Origin of the sequence: Nocardioides sp. Root140 (assembly GCF_001426745.1) — a bacterium.
In the GTDB taxonomy this organism is placed as follows: Bacteria; Actinomycetota; Actinomycetes; order Propionibacteriales; family Nocardioidaceae; genus Nocardioides.
In genome coordinates, this window is record NZ_LMFI01000010.1 from 557474 (window position 1) to 582167 (window position 24694).

22 protein-coding genes are annotated in these 24694 nt (G+C 66.5%); 11 read left to right on the top strand and 11 right to left on the bottom strand.

Annotation, left to right across the window (positions count from 1 at the left end; translation table 11 throughout):
- The first annotated feature begins 33 nt into the window (after positions 1–33).
- The 6 genes from ASD30_RS13075 to ASD30_RS13100 all read left to right on the top strand — a co-directional run bounded on the left by ASD30_RS13075 (position 34) and on the right by ASD30_RS13100 (position 7510).
- Positions 34–1893: a helix-turn-helix domain-containing protein gene (locus ASD30_RS13075; RefSeq protein WP_056681921.1), complete on the top strand. Its 1860-nt coding sequence runs from the start codon at positions 34–36 to the stop codon at positions 1891–1893.
- A 112-nt stretch (positions 1894–2005) separates the two neighbouring features.
- Positions 2006–3274 (top strand): hydroxymethylglutaryl-CoA reductase, degradative, encoded by a 1269-nt coding sequence (locus ASD30_RS13080; RefSeq protein ID WP_056681924.1) that lies wholly within the window; start codon positions 2006–2008, stop codon positions 3272–3274.
- A complete protein-coding gene (locus ASD30_RS13085) occupies positions 3271–4242 on the top strand; it encodes a hydroxymethylglutaryl-CoA lyase (protein WP_056681927.1) in 972 nt (323 codons plus the stop codon). Before ASD30_RS13080 ends, ASD30_RS13085 begins: the two co-directional genes overlap by 4 nt.
- On the top strand, positions 4242–4658 hold the full coding sequence (locus tag ASD30_RS13090; RefSeq protein WP_056681929.1) for a hypothetical protein: 417 nt from the start codon (positions 4242–4244) through the stop codon (positions 4656–4658). The genes ASD30_RS13085 and ASD30_RS13090 overlap by 1 nt, the downstream gene beginning before the upstream one ends.
- Complete coding sequence (locus tag ASD30_RS13095) at positions 4655–6025, top strand: tripartite tricarboxylate transporter permease (RefSeq protein ID WP_056681932.1); 1371 nt, start codon at positions 4655–4657, stop codon at positions 6023–6025. Before ASD30_RS13090 ends, ASD30_RS13095 begins: the two co-directional genes overlap by 4 nt.
- A 243-nt stretch (positions 6026–6268) precedes the next feature.
- Positions 6269–7510, top strand: coding sequence for a mechanosensitive ion channel (locus tag ASD30_RS13100; RefSeq protein ID WP_082563820.1), 1242 nt, complete (start codon positions 6269–6271; stop codon positions 7508–7510).
- 20 nt (positions 7511–7530) lie between these two features.
- Here ASD30_RS13100 and ASD30_RS13105 read toward each other — a convergent pair whose 3' ends face one another.
- Positions 7531–8727, bottom strand: a complete 1197-nt coding sequence (locus ASD30_RS13105) for a DUF6895 family protein (RefSeq protein WP_156393639.1) — start codon at positions 8725–8727, stop codon at positions 7531–7533.
- Positions 8724–8948, bottom strand: coding sequence for a hypothetical protein (locus ASD30_RS13110; RefSeq protein WP_056681940.1), 225 nt, complete (start codon positions 8946–8948; stop codon positions 8724–8726). Before ASD30_RS13110 ends, ASD30_RS13105 begins: the two co-directional genes overlap by 4 nt.
- A 246-nt stretch (positions 8949–9194) precedes the next feature.
- On the opposite strand from ASD30_RS13110, the gene ASD30_RS13115 reads away from it, so the two are divergent.
- Together ASD30_RS13115 and ASD30_RS13120 are read left to right on the top strand one after the other, a co-directional pair.
- The gene (locus ASD30_RS13115; protein ID WP_056681943.1) at positions 9195–9896 is read left to right on the top strand and encodes a hypothetical protein; all 702 of its coding nucleotides are present in this window, start codon (positions 9195–9197) and stop codon (positions 9894–9896) included.
- On the top strand, positions 9893–10288 hold the full coding sequence (locus tag ASD30_RS13120; RefSeq protein WP_056681946.1) for a hypothetical protein: 396 nt from the start codon (positions 9893–9895) through the stop codon (positions 10286–10288). The genes ASD30_RS13115 and ASD30_RS13120 overlap by 4 nt, the downstream gene beginning before the upstream one ends.
- Before the next feature lie 144 nt (positions 10289–10432).
- On the opposite strand, the gene ASD30_RS13125 is transcribed toward ASD30_RS13120, so the two are convergent.
- From ASD30_RS13125 to ASD30_RS13155, 7 genes are all read right to left on the bottom strand, one after another.
- Positions 10433–10831, bottom strand: a complete 399-nt coding sequence (locus ASD30_RS13125) for a type II toxin-antitoxin system VapC family toxin (RefSeq protein ID WP_056681949.1) — start codon at positions 10829–10831, stop codon at positions 10433–10435.
- Positions 10828–11070: a type II toxin-antitoxin system Phd/YefM family antitoxin gene (locus ASD30_RS13130; protein WP_056681952.1), complete on the bottom strand. Its 243-nt coding sequence runs from the start codon at positions 11068–11070 to the stop codon at positions 10828–10830. The genes ASD30_RS13125 and ASD30_RS13130 overlap by 4 nt, the downstream gene beginning before the upstream one ends.
- 45 nt (positions 11071–11115) lie before the next feature.
- On the bottom strand, positions 11116–12105 hold the full coding sequence (locus ASD30_RS13135; RefSeq protein WP_056681955.1) for a hypothetical protein: 990 nt from the start codon (positions 12103–12105) through the stop codon (positions 11116–11118).
- Positions 12106–12319: 214 nt separating this feature from the next.
- Positions 12320–12874: a dihydrofolate reductase family protein gene (locus ASD30_RS13140; protein WP_056681958.1), complete on the bottom strand. Its 555-nt coding sequence runs from the start codon at positions 12872–12874 to the stop codon at positions 12320–12322.
- 76 nt (positions 12875–12950) lie between these two features.
- On the bottom strand, positions 12951–14369 hold the full coding sequence (locus tag ASD30_RS13145) for a hypothetical protein (RefSeq protein ID WP_056681961.1): 1419 nt from the start codon (positions 14367–14369) through the stop codon (positions 12951–12953).
- Between the two features lie 106 nt (positions 14370–14475).
- On the bottom strand, positions 14476–15231 hold the full coding sequence (locus tag ASD30_RS26615) for a hypothetical protein (RefSeq protein ID WP_156393640.1): 756 nt from the start codon (positions 15229–15231) through the stop codon (positions 14476–14478).
- Positions 15232–15505: 274 nt separating this feature from the next.
- Positions 15506–16114, bottom strand: coding sequence for an excalibur calcium-binding domain-containing protein (locus ASD30_RS13155; RefSeq protein ID WP_082563954.1), 609 nt, complete (start codon positions 16112–16114; stop codon positions 15506–15508).
- A gap of 202 nt (positions 16115–16316) precedes the next feature.
- Here ASD30_RS13155 and ASD30_RS13160 point away from each other — a divergent pair, with 202 nt between their 5' ends.
- The 3 genes from ASD30_RS13160 to ASD30_RS13170 all read left to right on the top strand — a co-directional run bounded on the left by ASD30_RS13160 (position 16317) and on the right by ASD30_RS13170 (position 22321).
- Positions 16317–19403: a DUF3427 domain-containing protein gene (locus ASD30_RS13160; RefSeq protein ID WP_056681968.1), complete on the top strand. Its 3087-nt coding sequence runs from the start codon at positions 16317–16319 to the stop codon at positions 19401–19403.
- Between the two features lie 192 nt (positions 19404–19595).
- On the top strand, positions 19596–19895 hold the full coding sequence (locus ASD30_RS13165) for a hypothetical protein (protein ID WP_056681971.1): 300 nt from the start codon (positions 19596–19598) through the stop codon (positions 19893–19895).
- 371 nt (positions 19896–20266) lie between these two features.
- Positions 20267–22321 carry a KAP family NTPase gene (locus tag ASD30_RS13170; RefSeq protein ID WP_162250963.1) on the top strand — a complete coding sequence of 685 codons (2055 nt, stop codon included), beginning with the start codon at positions 20267–20269 and terminating at the stop codon, positions 22319–22321.
- A gap of 71 nt (positions 22322–22392) precedes the next feature.
- On the opposite strand, the gene ASD30_RS13175 is transcribed toward ASD30_RS13170, so the two are convergent.
- Complete coding sequence (locus ASD30_RS13175) at positions 22393–22926, bottom strand: hypothetical protein (RefSeq protein WP_156393641.1); 534 nt, start codon at positions 22924–22926, stop codon at positions 22393–22395.
- A gap of 93 nt (positions 22927–23019) precedes the next feature.
- Positions 23020–24546, bottom strand: coding sequence for an HNH endonuclease signature motif containing protein (locus tag ASD30_RS13180; RefSeq protein WP_056681981.1), 1527 nt, complete (start codon positions 24544–24546; stop codon positions 23020–23022).
- Positions 24547–24694 lie beyond the last annotated feature (148 nt).

Genomic DNA, 24694 nt, shown 5'->3' on the forward strand with positions numbered 1-24694 from the left:
TCCCCGCCCCGGCCGGGCCGCTATCGTTCGCCCATGAGCACGCCGGACCTGCGGGCCCTCGCCGAGCTGGTCATCGCCGACCGGCCCGTCTCCGATGACCAGCTGCGTGACGCCGCTGCGGGGCTCGACGACGACACCACGCGCACCCTGATCGCCGCCCGCGGCCGGCTCGACCGACTGCGGTCCCGCGACCGCGAGCTGTCGGCGCTGATGTCCAGCATCCGTGAGCTCGTCGGCGTGCGCGACGTGCAACCCCTGTTGCAGAAGCTCGTCGATCGCGCGCACGAGTTGATGGGCACCGACGTCACCTATCTCTCCGAGTACGACGCCGAGACCGACGAGCTCTTCGTGCGGGCGAACCGCGGCGCCGTGTCGGCCAACATGCGCGGCCTCCGCGTTCCCGCGGGAGTCGGCCTGGCCAGCAAGGTCGTGCAGACCCGCAGCCCCCAGTGGACCGACGAGTACGACGAGGGCGCGTTCCCCCGCGACTCGGAGGTGACCGCCGCGGTCCAGGCCGAGCACATGCGCTCGATCCTCGGCGTGCCCCTGATCTCCTCCGACCGGGTGTTGGGCGTCCTGTTCGCCGCCGACCGATCCACCCACGGCTTCAGCACCGACCAGATCGCCCTGCTGACCGCGTTCGCCAACCACGGCGCGGTGATCCTGCAGACGGCGCGGCTGCTCGAGGCCGAACGCACGGCAGCAGCGAAGGCCGCCACGGCCAGCGCCGAGGCCGAGCGTCGCGCGGCAGCCATGGAGGCGTCCGCCGCCTTCCACGAAGAGCTGACCCGGCTCGTGCTCGCGGGCGAAGGCTCGTCGGCGATCGTCGAGTCGCTGGCCCGCGCGCTGGGCCGGGAGGTCTCTGCCGCAGACCGCGACCTGGTGCGCGTCGCCGGCACCGGCCTCGACGCCTGGTGGGTCGACGACCAACTGCGTCCCGAGATCGTCGCCGCGGTCGAGGAGAGCCGCAACACCGCGCACTGGGTCGGGCTCGACTCCCCCGACCTTCCCGACGGCGTGGTCGCCGCGATGGCCGGGTCCACGCTCCTCGGCGCACTCCTCGTGGGAGGCGGCGACGAGCTCGACGACGTGCAACGCCGCACCATCGAGCGCGCGGCCCAGATCCACGCCCTGGTCACGATGCAACGCGACGCGATGGCCGACGCGGAGGAGCGGGTCCGCGGCGAGTTCGTGGGCGACCTCGTGTCCGGGCGGGCCGACTGGACGGCGCTGCAGCAACGCGCCAAGCAGCGCGGCGTGGTGCTCGACGGCGACTGGTTGCCGGTCTACGTCGACGGTTGGGACCGGCAGCGCTGGAGCCTGACCCGCTCGCTGGCCGCGATGGACACGCAGTGGCTGGTGGCCCAGCACGGCACCGGGGTGCTGGCCCTCGTGCGCTCCGACGAGGATGCGCAGGAGCTGGCCGACCGGGTGGCCCGGCGACTGACCGGCACCGAGTCGCCGGGGCTGGTCGTGGCCGGCGACCCCGTGCCGATGCGCGAGATGCCGGCCGAGGTCGACACCGTGACCTCCCTGGCCGAGGCGCTCCCGGGCATCGGCGTCACGAAGGGCGCGGTCACCGCCAGGGCCTACGCGCCGTACCTCGTGCTCTTCGGTGGCGGCGCACAGCGCGCCAGCGGGTTCATCACCGACCAGCTGCAGCCGCTGATCGCCTGGGACTCCACGCACGCATCGGCACTGGTCGCCACCCTGGCGACGTACCTCGAGCAGCACGCCAGCGTGACCCGGGCGGCCGAGGCCCTCTTCGTGCACCCGAACACGGTCAAGCAGCGACTCGAGCGCATCGGGACCCTGCTCGGGGACGACTGGCGCACCCCGGAGCGCCAGTTCCGGCTCGGCATCGCACTGCGCCTCCATCAGCTCAAACGCTGAACGGCCACACGAACGGCCCCAAGTGTGTCCAGTTCGGACATGTGCCTCACGATCACGCCGGGCTTTCCTAGGAAGGTCGAAGAACTTGACCCCAACTTTCGAGGAGCAGCACGTGGCCACCAGCAGAATTTCCGGATTTCGCGACCTGACCGTCGACCAGCGCCGGGACGCGGTCGCCGAGGTCGCCGGCATCGACGTGACGGAGCTGGACGCGTTCGACGCCGCCGGGTTCTCGGTGGACGCTGCCTCCCACATGAGCGAGAACGTGATCGGCACCTTCTCGCTGCCGATCGGTGTCGCCGCGAACCTCACCGTCAACGGCCGCGACGTGCTCGTCCCGATGGTCACCGAGGAGGCCTCGGTGGTCGCCGCGGCCAGCAACGGCGCCCGGATGGCCCGCACCCTCGGCGGCTTCCACACCAGCAGCACCGGTCCGATCATGCAGGCCCAGATCCAGGTCGTCGACGTGGTCGACCCCTCGGCCGCGCGCCTTCGCATCCTCGAGGCACGCCACGAGCTGATGGAGCTGGCCGCAGAGCAGGACCCGAAGCTGGCCGAGGTCGGCGGCGGCGTGAAGGACCTGATCGTGCGCACCGTCGAGTCGGTCGACGAGACGTACGTCGTCGCGCACCTCGTCGTCGACGTACGCGACGCGATGGGCGCCAACGCGGTGAACACGATGGCCGAGGCCGTCGCCGACCGCATCGCCGAGATCGCCCGCGGCCGGGTCGTGCTGCGCATCCTCACCAACAAGGCCGACCTGCGCCTGGCCCGGGCCCGCGCCGTGCTCGACGCCGAGTCGCTCGGTGGCGCGAAGGTCGTTGACGACATCGTGCACGCCTACCGGCTGGCCGCGGCCGATCCCTACCGCGCCGCCACCCACAACAAGGGCATCATGAACGGCATCTCCGCCGTCGTCCTCGCCACCGGCAACGACACCCGCGCCGTCGAGGCGGGCGCCCACTCCCACGCCGTCGGTCCCGACGGCCGCTACACCTCGCTGTCGACGTTCGAGAAGGACGCCGACGGCAACATCGTGGCCACCCTCGAGCTGCCGATGCCCGTCGGCCTGGTCGGCGGGGCCACCAAGACCCACGCCGGCGCCCGTGCCGCCGTCGCGATCACCGGTGTGCAGACCGCCGCCGAGCTGGCCGAGCTGGTCACCGCCGTCGGCCTGGCCCAGAACATCGCCGCCCTCCGGGTGCTGGCCAGCGAGGGCGTCCAGCGCGGCCACATGTCGCTCCACGCGAAGAACATCGCCATCGCCGTCGGCGCCACCTCGGACGAGATCGGCCCGCTCGTGGCCACGCTGATCGCCGAGAAGGCGTTCCGCCACGACCGTGCCGAGGCCGTGCTCGCCGAGATCCGGGGCGCCGGATGACCTCCACCGTCGATCTCGGACTGCCGATGGCGGTCCCGGATCCCGAGCTGCCGTCGGCGGTGCGCATCTACGAGGTGGGCCCGCGCGACGGACTGCAGGCCGAGAAGGTGCCGGTGCCCGTCGAGGTGAAGGCCGAGTTCGTACGCCGACTCGTCGGCGCCGGCCTGTCGACGGTCGAGCTGACCAGCTTCGTGTCACCCAAGCGCATCCCGCAGCTGGCCGACGCCCGCGAGCTCGCCGCCCTGACCGACTTCGACGCCGGCGTCCGCCACCCCGTGCTGGTGCCGAACGCGCGTGGGCTCGAGGACGCGCTGGCCGCCGGAGCCCGTGAGGTCGCGGTCTTCGCCAGCGTCACCGAGTCGTTCTCGAAGGCCAACCTCGGCGCTCCTCGCTCCGACGTGGCTGCCGCCCAGGCCCTCGTCACGAAGGACGCGCTGGCCGCCGGGGTCGACGTACGCGGCTATCTGTCGATGGTCTTCGGTGACCCCTGGGAGGGTCCGGTGCCCGTCGACGCCGTGGTCGAGGCCTCGGTCGCGATGATGGAGACCGGCGTCCACTCACTCTCGCTCGGCGACACCATCGGCGTCGCGACCCCCGGCCACGTGCGCGCCGTCGTACGCGCCCTGGTCGACGCCGGCATCGCCGTCGACCGGATCGCCCTGCACGCACACGACACCTACGGCCAGGCACTGGCCAACGTGTACGCCGCACTCACCGTGGGCGTCACCGAGTTCGACGCCTCGACCGGCGGAGTCGGCGGGTGCCCGTTCGCGCTCAGCGCCACCGGCAACCTGGCCACCGAAGACCTCGCGTGGATGCTGCGCGGACTCGGCATCGACACGGGCGTCGACCTCACCACACTGGTCGAGACCAGCACCTGGCTGGCCGGCCACCTCGGCCGCCCCTCTCCGTCGCGAGTCGTCACCGCGCTCGCGCCCAGCATCACTGACCGATCGGAGCTCACCTGATGTCCCGTCTCATCGAGGTGTGGGGCGACACCGTCGACTCCCGCCACATGACCGGCGCTATCGCCCTCGGGATCGGCATCGCCACGCCCACGTTCCTGCTGGGTCGCCGGATCTTCGAGAGCACCGTCGACGACCAGACCCTGGCGCAGTCCTACGCGCTGCTGGTCGGCCTCGGCGCCTGCCTTGTCGCGGCCGTCATCTCGGCGCGCCTGTTCAAGCCGAAGCGGGTCGTCACCGAGGTCGAGGCGACGCTCGAGGGTCGCCGCGCGGCGCTCGACGCGATCGCGGCCGAGGGTGGCGAGTGGACCGACCCGGCCGAGCTGGCTCGTGAAGTGCAGGAGGAGCTCCGCTCCCTCGGCCTGTACGACGTGCTCGTCGAGGCACACCGTGACCGCCAGGAAGAGGTGACGGCATGATCGAGGCATTCCTCTGGGCCCTGGGCATGGGCCTGATCGGCGCCATCGCGTTCGCCGCCATCGGCCTGGTCTCCGGCACCGACGAGACCGCCGTCGTGGCACCGCTGACCCTGCTGGTCGTGCTCCTCGGAGTGCCGGCCTCAGGCGTGTTCAGCTTCTTCCTCGCCGGCGTCGTGGCCAAGCACATCACCCATGCCATCCCGACCACCCTGCTGGGAATCCCGGGCGACACGATGGCGGTGCCGATGCTCGCCGACGCGCAACAGCTGCGCGACCTGGGCGTGCCGCACATCGCGCTGCGCAAGGCGATCTCGGGCGGCGTGGTCTCGGCGTTCATCGCGGTGCCGTTCGCGGTGCTCTTCGCGACGCTGCTCTCCCCCATCGCCGACGAGATCGGCGACGCCGCACCGTGGATCTTCGCCGGTGCCGCCCTGCTGATCGCGTTCACGTCGAAGGGCCGCTGGGCCGCGATGGCCGCACTGTTCCCGTTCGTGCTGCTCGTCGTCGGGCTGAACCTGTTCGTCACCCAGCAGCTCGGCCACGGGCTGAGCATCAGCTTCTTCCTCGGCATCGCCACCGGCCCGCTGATCGCGGACCTGTTCCTCGCGATGTCCCCGTCGGGCCGCAAGACCCTCGAGCGTTCCAAGCCGTCGGAGTTCGACCTCGCTCCCGACGTACGCACCTGGAAGGGCCGGATGCCCAACCCGCTGAAGGTCCTGGACCGCAAGCAGCTTGCCTACACCTCGGGTGCCGCGGTCGTCTCGAGTGCGACGTTCGTCTTCTCGCCGGTCGCGATGACCGTGATGATGGGCGAGCTCGCCGGGTCGCGGATCAAGAACGGCTACCACCGGCTCACCACGATGATGTCGGTGCGCAACGGCACCACCGAGTCGACGTACATCGCCGAGACGTTGATCCCGCTGATCGCCCTCGGCCTGCCGTTGTCGCCGATGGCGGCCGGACCCGCGGCGCCGCTGTTCAACGCGCCGCCGGTCTACTCGGTCAACGCCGAGACCGGTGCCACGCACAACCTGCACGACCTGCTCTCCACGTGGGAGTTCTTGGTCTTCGGGCTGCTCGCCGTGGCGATCGCCGCGCTGGTCGCCTACCCGTTCGCGATGACCAACGCCCACCGTGCGGCGTCCTGGGTGATGCGCAACGTCTCGCACGAGGCGATCATCGGCGCCTTCGCCGGGCTGATCCTGGTCATCTGCCTCTACGAGGGCGGGCTGCTGGCCGTGCTGGTCACCGTGACCGTCGGTCTCATCGGCGGGTTGATGAACCGTCTGCTCGGGGTCCACTCCGGTGTGCAGTTCATGGGCTACTACGCCGCCGTGCTCACCGTTCCGGCGCTGATCGCGCTGTAGCTCCACGCAGCATTCACACCGGTCCGCAGTCACCTCGTGGCTGCGGACCGGTGCTGTTTGTCGGGCTCTTTGTTGTGCTGTGCAAGGTGTCGTGCCGATCGTGAGACGGGGCTGGCGATTCGCTCGCGCTTCGACCGCTTCGCGATAACGTCACAAAAAGGCGACGATCGTTGCGCCCGTCATCTCGGGCGGGCGCCGACCTCGATCGTCGTACGGATTCTCCGCTTGGGAGGAGATGTCGAAATGGATTCACTCAAGGAAAGTTTCGAGGACGTCGACTGGGCAGGGCTGGCCGGAAAGGTCGCCGCAGCCATCGTCATCCTGGTGGTCACCTGGTTGATTGCGAAGCTGGTGCAGGCCGCGTTCGTGAAGGCCACCCAGAAGGTCACCGTGCTGCAGAAGGCCGGGTCCGACGGCGAGAGCATCGGCGCCTCGTTGGGCACGATCGGCTCGTTGCTGGTCTGGATGTTCGGCCTGATAGCACTGTTGCAGCTGTTCGGACTGACCCAGACCCTGGCGCCGATCCAGAACCTGCTCAACGGCGTCACCGGCTTCATCCCGAACCTGATCGGTGCGGCACTGATCTTCGTCGTCGGCTCACTGTTGGCGAAGGTGGTGCGACAGCTCGTCGAGACGGCGCTGGGTGCGTTGCCCTTCGACAAGTGGCTCAACCGGGCGGGTGCCGACGAAGTCACCGGCAACACCTCGATCAGCAAGACGCTGGCCCTCGTGCTCTACGCACTGATCATGATCGTCGTCGCCATTGCTGCCTTGCAGGTCCTCGGCATCTCCTCGATCTCGGAGCCCGCTGAGCAGATGCTCAACACCATCTTCACCGCGATTCCGAACATCATCGCCGCGGCGCTGCTGCTCGGCATCGGTGTCGTGATCGCACGCTTCGCCGGCGACCTGCTCGAGGAGCTGCTCAACGGCTTCGGCGTCGACCGTTCGCTGCACGCGATGGAGGTCCTCCCCGCCGACAAGAGCGCGACCCCGGCGATCGCCAAGATCGCCCAGGTCGGCATCGTGCTGTTCTTCGCCGTGATGGCCGCGCAGCTGCTGGAGTTCCCGCAGGTGACCGAGTTCCTCAGCGCGATCCTCGAGCTCGGTGGGCGCGTGATCTTCGGTGCCGCCGTGATCGCGGTCGGCGTACTCATCGCGAACCAGCTCGCCAGGCTGGCCACCGGCAGTGGTGGCACCATCATCAAGGGCGCCACGATCGTGCTGTTCGCGGCCATGGGCCTGAAGTTCATGGGCATCGCCGACTCGATCATCGAGCTCGGCTTCGGTGCCGTGGTCATCGGCGGCGCCCTGGCCGCAGCCCTGGCCTTCGGGCTCGGTGGCCGTGAGGCGGCCGCCCAGCAGCTGGCCAGGCTGCAGCAGTCGGCGGCGAACTCGTCGACCGGCGGCCCGGCTGGTGGCCCGGCCGGCGGCTCGACTGGCGGGACGCATTCGGGCGACCCGCTCGGAGGTCCGACCGTCTGACCTCACGCACGACAGCTGGCTCAGCTGCCGACACCTGTTGCTTGAGAGGCGTGCACGACGCGGGCGAGCAGGTCGCTGGCTTGTTGCACCGACGGCAGCTCGCTCCAGCCGTACGCAGCGGCCCACGCCAGCACTCGGCGTACGCCGACCAGGTCGCGACGCGCAACGCACAGCCGGAGCTCGGCGCCGAGGACCAGCGGTGTGCAGGCAGCTCTCTCGCGGACCGGCAGCGCACGCAGGCGATCGGCCCACGAACCGTCGGCGCGGTGCAGCAACGGCATCGGGTCGGCGTACGACGACACGTCCGCGAGCATGCACGATGCGCCGGCCAGCAGGCCCGTCGCGAGGACACCCCACACGATTCCGGTGTGGTAGCTGGACTGGATCAGGTGGTCGTCGCCGACTCGACTATGGACGGCCGGATCGTGTTCCGGCCCGGGCAGGAAGCCGTGCTCCGCGTGCCGCGCGGCCAGCGTGTCGAGCACGAACGCGGCCGACGGCGAGAACGGCGTCCCGGTCATGGGCCAGGTCCAGAGCAGTTCTGCGGCGACGTCGTGGTTCTCGGCGGCCAGGGCCTGACCGAGCAGGGCGTCGGCTTCGTCGATCAGTGCTCCCAGTGGCCGTCCGTACGACGCGCGGCGCGTGCCCAGGTCGGTGGCGTGCGCGATGGCGTGGGTGAAGGAGTAGGCAGCGGTCAGATCGCCGTGCAGGAGGTCGGCGCCACGGGAGAGGACGGACCCGCAGATCGTTGTGGGTGCAGGCGATTCGTCGTACGCCATCGCGCGCAGCCAGCGGCGCTCGAGGCGGTCGAAGGCGGAGGGCTCGTCACCGGAATCGACGCCGTCGACCAGGGTGTGCAGGTCCTGGGCGACCGCACGCAGTCGTTCGTCTCGCGTGCCCAGCAAGGCGAAGGGGAAGACCTGGTCGACGAACGTGCCGGGATCAACAGCCACCATGAGGCGTGCCTTGTCGATGTCCAAGGCGTCTGCGATCCGCTGCCTGAGCTGTTCGTCGGCGGCCACCAGTGGTGAGTCGGTGGGGTCGACGACCAGGCCCGTGCACCGGCTGAGCAGCGCAGCCTCGGCGTACACCTTGACCGGCCGCAGAGGCCGCAGCCCTTCCACTCCCGGCAGGTCCCACCCGGCCGCGCCGACGCTGGCCGTGCACAGCTCGAGGCTGTGCAACAGCCAGTGCCGCGCTTCAGCTGCTGGGTTCACCCGCGTCCCTGGAACTGGCCGAGGTCCAGCTCCGGGCCGGGCCAGCCGCAATTGATGAGGAAGTTCTTGTTGATGATGAGAGTCAGGTCCTCCCGGGAGAGAACTGCCTCCTCGGCGAACTCCTGGAAGACCGTCGTCATCTGCTTCAGGTCGATCGCTCCGCTGTTGATGAGCGTCTCGGCGACCTTCTGGTGGAAGTCGGACCGCTTGAACTCGGACATGGTGGTGCTCCCTTGAGCTCGGGCCACCCCGCTGGAGGCCTCGTTGCCGGTGAGGAACCGCAGCTGGGGAGCCGGATACCGCCGGGACGCGGCCTCCCCAATTTTCGGCCTCGACGTCCGACGGAGGCCACGGTCTCCGTCGGCGAAACCAGCCGAAGGTCGCTGTGGTCTAGACAGATCGGCGTCGTTGTCGGTGGTGCCGTGGACAGTCCGAGTTGTCCAGAGCAACTCAAACCGGGGGTCGACATGAACGACAACACCGCGCCGTACGGCGCACAGCAGCAGCCGTCGTACGACGGAACGCAGGGCACGCACACCATGGGCCAGCAGTGGATGCAGCCGCAGCCGGCGAAGAAGCCGGCTTGGTACAAACGGACCTGGGTGATCGCCCTGGCGGTCGGGTTCGTCTGCCTCGGCCTCGGTGCGGCCAGTGCCGGCACGACCGACGTCACCACCACCTCGGAGTACAAGTCGGTCGTCGACCAGCGCGACGCCGCGCGGTCGGTCCTGTCCGACACCGAGACCGAGCTCGCCACGTCGAAGACAGACCTCACGACGGCTCAGGCCGACCTCGAGACGATCGCCGGCGAGATCCCGGCTCGCGAGGCGGCAGTCACCGAGGCCGAGGCCTCCGTGAAGGCTCGGGAGGCCGCCGTCACGAAGAAGGAGAAGTCCGTCGGCAAGCGCGAGAAGGCGGTCGGCCTGGTCGAGCAGACCATCGCGAACAACACGCTGTCCGGCGACGGAATCTGGGAGGTCGGCGCAGACATCAAGGCCGGCACCTACAAGACGATCGGCGGCTCGCAGTGCTACTACGCGGTGCTCAACAGCACCGACACCAGCGACATCGCAGACAACAACAACGTCTCAGGTCCGGCAATCCTGAGCGTGTCTGACGGCCAGTACCTGGAACTGTCGGGCTGCGGCGACTGGGTGTGGCAGCGATGAGCATCGTGCGCAGGGTCGGCGGACTCGTCCTGGCGATCGCGGCGGCGGTCGTGTGGTTCGTGGCAGCGCCTGACGACGTCAGCGCGGCCGACCACAAGGACGACATCGCGTCCGCGCTCAGCGATGACGACGCCAACAACCTGTTGACGGAAGGAGCTCCGCAGCAGACCGTGGTGAACGGGTGGACCGCCAAGAACCTACTGACGATCCAGGCCCAGCAGAACAACGATCTGCTCGAGGCAGCCAGCGACCAGCGTCCGGGCCTGCTCATGATGCTCGCCGTTCTCGGGCTCGCACTGATCGCCTTGACCACCGAGAGCAGGCAACCGTGGGCACCGCGATTCAGTCAGGCGCTGCCGCTCCCACCGGGTCCGGGTCATCCGGCGGCCTGACCACAAGCTCGGGGTCCGCCGACCGGGGGGACCGGCGGATCCCGCTCTCAAGCGACTTCACCAACTGGGGTTACGACTCAGTTGGTGAAGTCGCGCGGCTGTTGGGTCAGCGACTGCCCGCCTGAGCCCGGGCCAGGGCAGATGTCAGGAGGAGCGGCCAGGCATATGGACCGGCAGTCCGAGCCTCTCGGCGGACTCCTGCATCCGGAGGTCGTAGGTGCACACTCCGCCGACGCCGATGCGGACCGCGGCGGCAAGGTGCAAGGCATCCAGTGACCGGAGACTGTCGCCGAGGAGGAGGCCGGCCTCCCGGTAGAGCGACGCCGGCATCTCGTAGAGGTCGAACTCGTCGAGGAGGTCAGTGACCATCGACTGCGTCAGCGCAGGAATGCGACCGGCAGCCCGACGGAGCTCCGTCTCGACCAACCAGGTGCCGGCCAGCGCGATTTCACCCTGTTCGACAGCGGCGACGAGGGCTGCCGACTCTCGCTCCTCGACCAGCAACTTGAGCGCCGCGGACGTGTCGACGTACCAGGTGGTCAACGATCGCTCCGGAGGTCGTCAAGAACGCCGGCGGTGGAGAGCGAGGAGCGCACCCGAGGCAAGGCAGCCAACGCGTTGCGCCGTCTCGCCGGACGCGACGCGAGATCGGTCGCACGGACCGGACCGATCACCGCGACCGGAACCCCGCGCCTCGTGACGAGGAAGGACTCACCCCGCTCCACATTCCGCAGCACCTCGGCACTGTCGTTGCGCAGCTCTCGCTGGCTGATGCTCTTCACGCCCTCGAATGTAGCACTTTGTAGCACTTCGATCTTCTACGTTGCTCAGGCGGCCTTGCGGACCACCGAGGCCAGGTCGGCGCAGAGGTTGGAGACCGGCCCGTCGAGCCGTTCGGAGAGAAACGCCAACCCCCGCGCGTGCTCCGGTCCCAACTGGCCAGCAACTTCCACGCACGACTCGAAGCACAACAGGACCGCGCCCATCAAGTGCGGGTCAATCACGTCATCATCGGGGTGGCGGAGCTGGGACAGGATGTCGTCGGCGGTCAGGTCGGCCCAGACATGCTCGGGGACATCGGTCAACAGAGGTGCGTCCTGTCCGGCGGCGAGCGCTCCCACCATCTCTGGATCCTCACTGTCCTTGATCGCATCGAGCCAGTGCCGCGGGCTCGAGGAAACCGCCCGGGCCAGGGACTCGGTGACAGGGCAGGGCGCGGTGTCGAAGAGGCGTAGCCCGTCACTCTCCACGATCCGACCGATGACGAACCCGTCGGCCGAGACAGACGCCGACGTGCCGAGGTTGATGGTGGTCACCTCGACGTCTGCGGCCAGCTCCCTCCACACCAGTTCATGATCGGTCTCCCCCACCAATCGGTAGCCGCGCATAGGCGTGCCGACCCAGGAGAGGACATCTCCCGCCAGGTTGGCGACGGCCGGACCGCTCGCGAGGAACTCGGCCAGCCCACCGAGATCGTGCACGGCCAATTGCATGGCGATCCAGTCACGATCGCCGATGCGCGTGATTCGGCTGATCGACAGGTCGGCCGGGGACTCGCCCCGCGATTCGACGGTCATCTCCACGGCCCGGACGGTGCGCTCGATTGAGGTGCGGGTCATCTGGTTCGCAGACTGCCGCACGATCCAGCGCCCGAAGACCCAGGGCGGCAACCACCGCCTGAACACCGCGATCTGCCCCAGTCGGTCGACGCGCCACGGGCTCCACAACGGCTCGCTCGAAGGATCTGTCGGGTGGTCCGCGATCACGCGGATCGCCGCATCTGCGTCACCAGCGGCTTCGCGCTCATTGGCGGCCATGACCGCTCTCATGTCGGACGTAAGCTCGCTCGGCGGGGAGACCCTGACACGCGATCTGGCCTGTCCGCGCGGGGACCGGACGTTCTGGCTGGGACGGTTGTGGCGACCCTGTCGCCCTCGGGACTTCGGCATGGCATGAGTGAACGCCGGAAGAGAAACCAGCGCCAGACCGAATTTTCAACCTGTGGAGAACACGTCGGTCGACTGCGCGCAATCAGTCCTGCGGCTTGAGGCGGTAGTTCAGGAACACGTTGCCCAGGCTCGACGTACCAGAGTCGACCAGCTCGAGACGGGTGAGCGGCGTGGAGTCGTCGAAGAGCCGGCGACCTTCGCCGGTGACCGCGGGGTGCATGGTCAGGGTGAGTACGTCGATCGCGCCGCCGAGGAACATCGAGCGCACGGTCTCGACTCCTCCGACGACGGAGATGTCGCCGCCCTCGCCCTCCTTGAGCTGCTTGACGTAGTCGACCGGGTCGCCGGAGATGCGCGTCGAGTTCCAGTCGAGGTCATCGCCCAGCGTCGAGCTGATCACGTGCTTGGGGATCGGGTTGATGAAGTTGCCGAACTCGTCGCCGGCGCCCGGACCCTGCCAGTAGTCGCGCCACTCCTCCCAGAGCTTGCGGCCGATCACGATCTCCTTGACCGGAGCCAGGGCCGCGCCCATGCGCTCGCCCTCCTCCTGGCCGAAGGCGTCGAACTGGAACAGGTTGGGCGACTCGACCACGCCGTTGACCGAGTAGAAGAGGTGAGCACTGACGTTGCGAGACATCGCTGGAGCCTTCCGTAGTTGGTGGATGCCGGAGAAGACCAGTCTGTACGCCGAAACTCATCGTTGACGTTCCTTGCTAGACCGGCGCTACCGCATTTTCCACCGCGCAGGCGAGGACTGGAGTGGGCGAGGACGCCGAATCCGACGAGCCATCGGAGTCCGTCTCGGGTCCATCCTGCGATGACAAGGCCGTCGAGTTCAGTGCCGGCGGAAGCGCAATGGGGGCGGGTTCCGGCTCCCGCAACTTTGGCGGAGCCGCGGTCCAGCCCTTGAGGTGCTGAACAACGTCACCGTAGAAGCCATCGATCAGGTCGAGCACGGAATCGATGAACGACCCTCTTCCACGACCACCCTTGGCGCCCATCGAGACAGTTCGCGCGACCCTGAACGACTTGAGATCCCGCTTCGGATCGAGGATCAGCAGGGCGGGATCCTCACGCACAGAACTCAATAGTTCGGCGGCACCAGCGCCACGACCATTGACTACGAATGACTCGACGCGAACGTCCGCGGGCGCGTGCTTCAACTGACGAACCAGCCAATTGACACGCGTCGTGGAGCGCCCTTCTTTGGGAGCCTCGATATCGATATGACAAGTGATCTGCCCAGCGCGCAGATTCGCGGTGAGGTGTACCGGGCCGATGGCGTTGGGGATCCGGAGAGCGCCGCCGAGATCACCTGTGGCAACAACCGACTCGGTCAAGGAAGCGGATCGCAAAGCAGGATCGGCAAGTTCCTTGCGCGAAAGCAAGGGCACCACTTCGGTCCCGAGTTGACGGCCCAATTGAAGACTGGCGAATCGAATCAGTGCATCGAATCGGGACACCACATCGGACAGGGTCCTGTCGGTTGCTCTCAGCGTGCCGTCGGCAACCGCATTGCGCACACCAACCCAATGTTGGCCCATGTCCACGAACTCCAGCGCGCCTGACTTGGGATGCTCGAGGTAGCGAATCAGCTCGCCAAGAATCCATGCCTGTTCCGGATCGGAGACTCCGCGGTGTTCCTTCTGCACGACGGCAGTTGAGAGAAGGTAGGACCACGACCAGTGGAAGATCTCGACCCGTCGGAGCTTGCGCTTGTCGACCTTGGTGGGGTGCTGTCCAACGATCGCGGGAATCTCGTTGCTGATCGTGATGAGTGCGTCGAACTCCTGCTCGCGTGCGATGTCGAGGTAGTTCTCCAACTGCTCGGTCTGGAGATCGTTCTTCCCGGTCTTGACCTCCACCAGGGCAGTCCAGGTGCGCGAGCCACGGGTGACCCGAATCAGTCCGTCGGGGTAGAGCCGCTTCTCTCCGAGCGCGAACGGCACCTCGATGAAGGTCTCGACGTTGCCAGCGGGTGCACCCAGCGGAGCCAGGACGGTGCGGCTGAACTCCTTCACCACACCCATAACCGCCAGAAGGGCAGAGGTCGCCCGGCGTTCCTGTTCCTCTGCGCCCGAGATTCCCGAAGTCGGAATCAATCGTGCTTGGTGCCAGGTCTCTTCAGTCATTGCTCGGTCCTCCCCGATGTGGCCCTCTCGGCAACATAGCCCGCATCAAGTGCGCGTGTGACTCGTTTTCGCGAACAGGTGCGAGGCATGGCATTACGTGGCGCGCTTACACGCCCTTCTCGAGAATCTCCGCGTATTCGGAGTCTGGATCAAGCTTCAAAGCACCGAGCTCGCCAGTCCTTCCACTGGGCTTGGTGATGACCTCAACCGATGACGCTCTCATCGCAGCAAACGGCTCAGCGCCTCCGCTGTTGCGTTCGAAGATCATCCGGTCGATCGTCGCGGCGAGCCTTGGGGAGCGTTTCTCGGAGTCCACCACCACGACGCGACAACCCGCCAAGTTCGGAGCCGCTGCAAAGCACTGCCGCGCCACCAGAATCATCCGGGCTGCGATCGCCTTGTTCGTCAACACGGCTAGGTCGGTCTTGTTGATCTTCGATGCAGTGGCCGTGCCACGCGCCGTGAACGACGGCTTCTCGGAAGGCAGTTCTTGTGGAGACGGCGCGAACACAACCAAGCCAGCGATTCCGCCTGTTGCTGTCACAGCATGCGCTGGCGCCGCCGACACCGAGAGCGCCTCGCGAAGAGCACGTAGAACGGCACTTGGATCGTTGTTCAGGAGGTCCGACCACGAGGCATCGAAAGCGGCCTGCTCGGATGCGAACGTCGCATTGGCGAGGTTCATCAGGTCGCGAGCCCAAGCTTCGGCTTGCGCGTGCGCTCGCTGCTTTCCCGCCTTGCGAGCAGCACGATCGACAGGACTCACGCCACTGAGCTCTTGCTTCTCCGCGGTCGCCACAAGCTTTCCAAACTTTGGAAGGACAGCAGGTACCGCCACCTGCCGAGCAGCGGGCGCGAACATGCCGTGATGAAGGCGATCCACTTGTGCCCACGCCCGTTGGGCAGCTTCGTGGCGTTCAGTCGCCGTGACCGATGTGGAGCCGGTCTTGCGGGGCGCGCCACTTGAGAGAGGCTGATAGGCGGTCAGCGGTCCAGCGCCCGTGGAGATTCCCGAGCGTCCACCGCCGACGTGCGCCCTCATCAACCGTGGTCCCACGTGCGCACGCAGACCTCGCCCGCTGGTGGAGAGTCGAATGCCTGGAGCTACCCGAAACGATGAGAACAGTCTTGCCACGTCAGGACTCACACACGATTCCGTCGCCGTCGCGGTCGTCGTACCATCCGTACTCCGTATCCACGCCGCTCTGATACGGCCCGTAACCGTTGTCATTGGCTTCACCACACGTGCCGAACTGTGGGTCTGTGGTCGGGGCGGCCGGTGTGTCAGCAAAGGTCTGAACCGGAGTCGATTCCTGTGCTTCGGCGACCTTCGCTCGTTCCGTCGCCAGCGCCTTGGCGGCCTTGCGCTTGGCGGCCGCGGATGACTTCTTGACCGCGACTAGCTTGCCTCGGACCACCTTGAGATCGTCCTTCGCGGCCGTGATCTCCTCATTCGTCGCGGCAATCTCGTCTTCCTTCTCACCGAGGTCCTGTTCCAGTTGCTCGGTGGCCTCCGCGACGGCTTCGTCGACATCGGCCTCGGAGATCAACGAAGCGTCGTTCGTCGGCTCCTTCGCTGCCTGCTCCTCTCCCGCCGAACCGCCAACGCCACCAATCGCGCCGAGCACCACGCCGCACACGCCGGCCGCCACACCAACCTTCAGACGGCTCCAGAATGGAGGCTTGGAGACCGGGAAGTAGCCCGGGTATTGATCTAACGACGGTGGCGGCTGACTGACGGACATCACGGTGCTTCCTGTAGGCGACTTCCGTTCTGTATATGACGGATCGGCGCTCTCGTCCGCGGAACGAAGCAGAATGGCCTCTTGTAACCATGTCGAGCACCATCCGGTTGAGCGCGGGAACACCTCGCCTGCGACAGGATCTCCGCGGCGCGTTCTCCTCCGAACACCTGCCGGGCGCCATATCTCCTGGCAAGCTTCGGGGGTGCCTCACAACCACGAGCTCACCGACGGTCTCCACGAGTCGATCGTCACTGATCGACTGAACGCGGCGATCTCCGCGGAGCTCGCACGAGCGACCGAGGTCAGCAAGGTCGACGATGCCGACTCCTCGCATGTCCTCACCCAGCACATCGCCGCCGCCGTGCACCACCGGCTTGCCTCAGTCAAGGACCCGGCAGCACGCTTGTCCGTGGCGAACGATCTACTCCGAGCCATCGAAGACCCCGAGGATCCCGTCCTCAGTCCGCTCCAGCAGCTGCACGCCGTACGACCGGTCGCTGGTCCGGGGAAGATCTTGAGGTTGCAGCACCGCCCCAAGACCCCCATGAACGAGTCGGCTCTCCTCACCAATGCCAAGGGCGAACCGTCATTGGCGTCAGAGCTTCGAGCGGAGTTGGATTCCGCCGACCGCGTGGACCTGCTGTGCGCGTTCGTGATGTGGCACGGCCTCCGACTCATCGAGAATGAGCTCGCCCTCGCCCGCGACGCCGGCGTTCCCATTCGCGTGGTGACCACGACCTACATTGGCGGGACAGAGCGACGCGCGCTCGACAGGCTGGTCAATGACTTCGGCGCCGAGGTCAAGGTGCAGTACGACGCCAAGCGCACACGCCTGCACGCCAAGGCCTGGCTGTTCGGGAGAGACACGGGTCTGGACACGGCGTACGTCGGCTCATCGAACCTGACCACGTCCGCGATGCTCGAAGGCGTCGAGTGGAACGTCCGACTCAGTGCTCGATCGACCCCAAGCCTGATCGAAAAGTTCCGAGCCACGTTCGATTCGTATTGGAACAGCCCGGAGTTCGAGCTCTACAACCCCGACGTGGACGGCGACCGTCTCGACGACGCCCTGCTCGAGGCGAAGGGCATCAAAGCCCACGATCGAGCCACCATCAGCATCTCGGGTCTGGAAGTACGGCCGTATCCGTACCAGCAAGAGATGCTCGACATGATCGAAGTCGAGCGGGTCCTCCACGATCGCCACCGCAATCTTGTGGTCGCCGCGACCGGCACCGGCAAGACCGTCATCGCGGCCCTGGACTACCGCCGGATGTGCGAGCAGGCAGGTGGCAGCCAGCCGAGACTGCTGTTTGTCGCGCACCGCAAAGAGATCCTCGAACAATCGATGCGCACCTATCGCGAGGTGATCAGCGACGGGAGCTTCGGGGAGCTGTACGTCGGAGGTCAGCGCCCCGAACGCTGGAGTCATGTGTTCGCCAGCGTCCAGTCGCTGACGAGCTACGGCGTCGCGAACATCCCTGCCGATGCGTTCGACATCGTGGTGATCGACGAGTTCCACCACGCGGAGGCCAAGACGTATCGCCGGATCCTCGATCACCTGGCACCACGCGAGCTACTTGGCTTGACCGCGACTCCCGAACGCGGCGACGGCACCGACGTGCGGTCCTTCTTCGACGGTCGCACCGCCGCCGAGCTTCGCTTGTGGGACGCCCTGGGCGCCGACCTCTTGTGCCCGTTCCACTACTTCGGCATCGCCGACGGCACCGACCTGCGCGCCATCACCTGGTCGCGCGGAAAGTACGACGAGGGGCAGCTCGCCGACGTCTTCACCGGCAACGACGCGCGTGCGCGCATCATCCTGAAGCAGGTGCGCGACAAAGTCGGGGATGTCAGTCAAATGCGGGCCCTCGGCTTCTGCGTCAACGTGGCTCACGCGACGTACATGACCCAGGTGTTCAACGAGGCCGGCATCCCGGCACTCCTCGTGACCGGCGAGACCGCTTCTGATGATCGTGCCCAGGCGCTGCGCGATCTCCGAGAGCGCAACGTGAACGTGCTCTTCACCGTGGACGTCTTCAACGAGGGTCTCGACATCCCCGACGTCGACACGGTGTTGTTCCTTCGGCCCACGGAGAGCTCCACCATCTTCATGCAGCAGCTGGGCCGCGGCCTTCGCCGCACGCACACCAAAGCCGTGCTGACCGTGCTCGACTTCGTGGGCTATCACCGCAAGGAGTTCCAGTTCTCCAAGCGCTTCACAGCTCTCACCGGCGTTCACGGGAAGCAGCTCGAGAAGGCCGTCAAGGACGACTTCCCCTTCCTGCCCTCGGGCTGTCAGATCCGCCTGGACCGACAGAGCCAGGAGATCGTTCTGGAGAACCTCCGCTCGCAGATCGCCAACCGGTGGGCGCAGATCGTGGCTCAGCTGAAGCTCACCGGCGACGCGACGCTGCCGGAGTTCTTGGAGAAGTCCGGCCTCGAGCTGAGTGACATCCTGCGACGCGGCAGTCACTCGTGGACCAAGCTGCGCCAGGACTCCGACCTGCCCACGCTCCCCGGCTCGGTCCTCGAGCAACAACTGCTCAAGCGCGTCCGTGCCTTCGCGCACGTCGACGACCCGCTGCGGGTCAGCGCCTACCAAGCCCTGCTCGCCCCTGATGCTCCGCCGTACGACGAACTCTCGCCGCGGGAACAGAAGCTGGCGCGGATGCTCTACTACTCGATGTGGTCTGACGGTGGTGGCCACGCTTCCTACGCGGCAGGCCTCGAGGGCCTGCGGTCGGAGCCGGCTGTCAGGGCCGAGATCTCGACAGTCGTGGGCCTCTCGTTCGAAGCCGCTCGCCACGTTCCGGTGCCGCTGGGAGCGCCGGAGATCCCACTACGCGTGCACGCCCGCTATCAACGCGAAGAGATCCTCGCTGCACTCGATTTCCCCCGGAAGCCGAACAGTTTCCGTGAGGGCGTTTGGTACTCGCCGGACCACAACGTCGACTCGTTCTTCGTGACACTGAAGAAGTCCGAGGCCGACTACTCCCCCACCACGATGTATGCCGACTATCCGATCAGCCGCGACCTCTTCCACTGGGAGTCGCAGTCAACGACCTCGGTCTCATCGCCGACTGGTCAGCGCTATCTCTCTGGCAGCAGCACGGTCTTCCTGTTCGTGCGACACGAGCAGAAGGATGAGTTCGGCACGTCGCCGTACCTCTTCCTCGGCCCCGCGCACTACGCCAGCCACACGGGCGATCGCCCCATCGCGATCACCTGGAAGCTCGCTCACGAGATGCCGATGGACTTCTTCAATCACGCCAGCGCCGTGGCCCAATAGCGAGGTGCTGCGTCACACCCCTCGAGTATTGGAAAGCGTCGGTCACGGCCCCCTGCGCCGGCCTAGCATCAGCAGCTCCATCTGTGTCCTGAGGGAGCCGCGTTGCCTGACACGTTGACGTGCCCGGTCTGCACGACCGAGGTGTCCACTGCGTCATCCATGTGCCGCTCGTGCCATCTTCCGATTAAGGATGTGGCCGACAACCAGCGCCTCGTCCGTCAGTCCTCAAAGGTTCGGACCGTGCGTAGGTGGCTCTGGACCCGTCTCGTCGGCGCGGCCTTCTACGTTGGCGCCGTTGCTTGGTGCGCCCTGAAGATGCCGGCGAGCCTCACCTTCGTGGTCCCTGGAGCGGTGATCGGCGGCTTCCTGCACATCGTGAAGGGGCGGCCATGGCTTGGGCTGCTCGCGTTCCTGATCGTCGTGGCCGTCGTCCCAATGCTCTTCTGGCCGTCCATGCTCACCGGTTCTCTGGGTCGACTGACCGACTGGTGATCACACCTGCTCGACGGCGCCTTCGGCGGAGGAAAGAACGAGTCACTTCGCTGGTCATTCGCGGCTACTAGACACTCGACTGCAGGATCAGTGTCTGGCCAGACTCGGTCCGGTATGACGCAGGCAACCAGGAAAGTGAGCGCCGGCCTGGATTCAGGCTGCGCAAGCTCACCACGAATCGGGACGAGCAGCGGCGTGGTCCAGCGGCGGACTCCCGGCAGCGACTAGGGTCTTTCCGTGACGAGCAAGACCTTCCTCTGCATTGCGCCATTCAGCGCCCAGCTTGCCGCGGTCCAGGGGGTCTGGATGCCCTTGGCCACCGCGTACGAACAATCCGTCCACGCTGATTCCAATGACCTCCGGGGGAAATCGTGACGGACAGCACCCCAGCGGAACCCGCGGTCTGGCGAGACGACCCCATCACGTCCGCATCCGACGACACGCTTGGCAGACGCCACGTTGCACGTCGCGCAGCAGACCTGGTCGTCGAGACCCACTCGTGGGAGTCCAGCGTCGTCATAGGACTCATTGGACCTTGGGGCAGCGGCAAGTCATCAGTCCTTGAACTTACGATCGGTGAGCTCAAGGAGTCTGCGCCCGAATGGAAGATCGTGAGATTCACGCCGTGGGCCGCCGGAGACACAAGCGGCCTGCTCGCGGAGTTCTATGCAGCGATCGCGTCAGCACTTCCCGAGAAGAGGTTCGAGAGGTTCAGGTCAGGTCTGGCCGACGTCGTTGAGGTTTCATCACCTGCCGCCGCTCTTGTCCCTCATGTGGGTGTCGTCGCCAAGGGCGGAGCGCAATGGTTCAGCAAGTGGCTCCGGCGTCAGAGGCCTTGGGCGGAATCCTTTAAGGAGGCAAGCGCCACCCTGAAGGACCTCAGAACACCCGTCCTCGTCGTTGCCGACGACATCGACCGTCTCCAAGGCGACGAGTTGCTCGAATTATTGAAAGTCATTCGGCTCGTGGGCCGATTCGCTGGCATCAGCTACCTCTTGGCCTACGACCAAGAGAGTCTGCATCGAACGATCGAGACGTCGTCGAATAGCGTGGACCACCCTCAGGGCTCGCGTGAATTCTTGGAGAAGTTCGTCCAGTACCCGATCTATTTGCCGGCATTGCTATCCGGACAGGCGCTCCGCCAGATTGATTTGGCCATCAACGAGGCGCTGTCGAATAGCGAGCACGTAGTGACCCCGAACGACGGTCGGCTCGCTTCGATCCGTGAGGCTTGGACCACGTGCCTCGACACTCCCCGGGCGATTAAACGATTCGGCGCACAACTGCGGCTTGTCCTGCCTCTGCACCAGCCAAACGAGATCGACGTAGTTGACCTGATCCTCCTCACCCTCCTTCGCATGTACTTCCCTGCCGTGTACAAATCGCTCCCAAGACATCGGCAGCGCCTTGTCAGTCGGCAGCACAAGTTCGGCTCCTCATCTGCAACGAGCTTCGACTGGACCGGGATTCTCGACCCGTCGACCGAGCATCCCGATGCAGCGCATGCAGTGGAGATTCTTGAGATTCTCTTCCCGATCATTCGTTATCCAGGTGGTGTGGATCCTGACCGCCCTAGGGCGTCACATCACGAGTACTTCGACCGTTACTTCGCCCAGAACATTCCAGAGCACGACGTCTCGGACCATGATGCCTACACTGCGCTGGCTGCCGCATCCAACGGCGATCCCGATCCACTGCGAAGCTTGCTAAGCATTGACGTAGGGGACCGAGTCGACACAGCCATCAGCAAACTATGGTCCTTCTCAGTGAATGAGGAGCGCGCTACGGGGGCCTTCAACCCGAATCTCCTGGCCGCCGTGATGGGGTTGCTGTCCGAACTTCCGGATCGAACCAACTCACTCATGAGCCAGCAGCAGCGTGTCGCACATTGGGCACGGGATCTAGTCAAGGCGCTTCCTTCCGACATCAAGAAGGAAAACGTTGCAGCCGCCCTGCGATCCTGTCCTGATCTGCAACTCATCGTCGACGTCATGTGGCTCGCCAGCGGCGACGACAGCGAACTGGCTCCTGCAGTCCTACAGTTCCGTGCAGACTTGATCAGCGACGTGCTCGAGGGGTTCATGAAGAACCTTGCGCTCAAGGACGATGCCCCCTTGAACCACAGAGCTCTGACGATGGCCAGTTTCCTGGGCCACTACGGCTCCGAGGTCGCATCGGCACGGATCGCGGCCGAGGTGGGTCAGTCGTTCGCCGCCGATGACTACGCCGCGCGGTTCGTTAGCTTGAGCTACACGGTGAGCGAGAACCCCATCGCTCACCTCAGCGACTTCGCCGCCCAGTCGTTCCAAGCCTTAACCACATTTGCCGACGAATTCTTCGACCAGGAGCCACTCGCCGACGTTGATCGAGACGATGTTTCATGGGCGAACCGAAAGGCCTTCGCCCGCGGGCGTGCGCGGCAATGAGTCATTCTAGGGGGAGTGACTCGCTTCTGGCACATCGGCTCGGAGGATCAAAATATCCCATGTCTAATCGCTCAGACGCCGAGTGCTGCCTCGACCGCCGGACGCACGCCGGCTGGCACGTTGGAGCGCGGGCGGTAGCTCGACAACGGCGTGATGCCGTGCTCCTGGATCACGTGCGAGATGTTGGCCAGCATCCTCTCCAACTGATCACCAGTGCGGCCCGTCTTCACCTCGATGTCGGCAAGCACCTGACGCTGACGGATCGGCTGACCCGAGTGCTCGGCGCGGAGCATGGCGACGTACCCCTCGACGACGGCGAGGATCTCGTCCTCGCTCCACGTGCGACGTGCAGGAGCCGGAGCCGCCGTACCAGCGGGCAGCGTCCAGTCGCCCGACTTCTCGACCGAGAGCCGACCGTCGGCGACCATCTCCGCAGCAGTGGAGCGCAGGTCGAGCTGCCAGGTGAACAGCAGGTCGCCGGCCGAGCGCAGGTCCTGCTCGTGGCGAGCCCAGACGAGCTTGGCCACTGCCAGCGGAGACGCGCTGCGGCCGGCGACGCCGAGAGCCTCCACGATCCAAGAGCCCAGCAGCGAGTCAGAAGTCACCGGCCCAGCCTGCCATGACCCGAGCACGCGGCAACTCAGAAGCCGGGCTCCGTCGAGCGCGCCGGCGCGTGCGGGTCAGGGACACCGGCCCAGTCACGCGGGTCGAGGTCGGTGGGGTCGTAGTCGGGATCGAGCCAGGGCCAGCCACTGTTCTGGCTGGTCACCGCGATCCGTTGGTCGATCTGGTTCATGATCTGGTCTCGCCAGCGTTGTGTCGGCGGATCGCCGGGACCGGCGGGGCGATCGGGATCGTCCGGCGGCCCCATGTTGTCGGGGGGGCCGCGTGTGCAGGCATCCGTCGAAGTCGCCATGTACGTCACCGGGACGAGTCACCTCACTCGTGCCGGTGGAGTCGCGCAGGTAGCGGTGCCCATGCGGTGAGGTCCACAACCACGTGCCGGCCTCAACAGCGTGATAGGCCCACCCGGTATGAGTCTTGAGGCGATGGTGACGCCGACACAACGGCGCCAGATTGCAGGAGCAGGTGCGCCCACCGGCCCCGTGCGCCACGACGTGGTCGCAGTCGCACGCCCGTGCCGGGCGGGTGCAGAACGGGAACACACAACACCCGTTGACTCCCGCGACCTGCGCCTTGAGCCGCTCGGGCACCTCGTAAGAACCCACCATCTCGTGATCAGCCAGGTCAACGACCGGGCGCACCGTCACCCGGGTGTCGGCACGGGCGGCCCACTCGGCCACCATCGCCGCCGCCACCGGCTGGTCGCCCCGCTCGAACCGACCCACCGGGCCGATCCCGTGCACCGCATCAGCGGAGAGGTGCATCACGATGGTCATCTGCTTGCGCCGCGGCCTCGGTGCCTCCTCACCCTCCAACAAGGCCAACGCCCGGGCCGGATCAGCCAAGATGCCGACCGCCAACGCCCGGCGTACGTCCAGCGGCTCCTCACAACCCCCGTCAGCCAACGCCCGGGCAAGGGCGGTGACGGTGTCATTGAAGTCGTAGGCGTCCTTGAGGTCCGCCGAGATCAAGATCGAGGCGACCCCGCCCGCGGAAACACCCTCCAGGAGCCGCACCTGACGCTGGTCCAAGGCCGCAGCCCGCTGCTTCTCCCGCTCCAACGGGTAGAGCTTCAACAACGCCTCGTCGAGCAACCTCTCCAGCTTGATGAACCCGACCTTGTGCACGATCGGGTGCACGTGCTCGTCGACGAACACAGCCACGTCGTCGGGGTGACCGATCGTGGTGGCAGCAACCCGACGGGCCCGCCAGGCGGTGACCTCCCCGGCCAACAGGCGCGACCAGGTGCGCTCGCAGCGGTGCCGCAACTCCAGCGCCTCATGGATCATCCGCTCACCGGCCGCGGTCGACAACCCGAGGGCAGCGGCGAACTCCGCGACCGCCGCCCAGTGCACCAACGGCAGGCACTCGGCCGCCTCCTCACCGAACGCCGCCTCGGCCAGGACGTCGGTGGGGTGCGTGTCGGCCCACTGCACCGCACGCAGCAACAACACCCGCTCCGCGTCATCGGCCAGCCCTCGCGCCCGCACCGCATCGGCCAGCACCGCACCCGCACCCCCATCGCCGGGCAACGCCTGCGAGAGCGCGCCCGACCCGTGACCGGCGGTGGCCGGGAACGGGGTGTCGAAGATGGTGGTCATGGCAGCAATTCTTCCCGAGATCACCACCGAACGACAGGGGTGCAACTCAATCTGTGGAGAACTATTTCCGCAGGTCAGACCCACAATTGCCGTCCCACAGGCTTCTGTGGAGAACCCACTCACAGAACCCCCTCACGTCACACCAGAC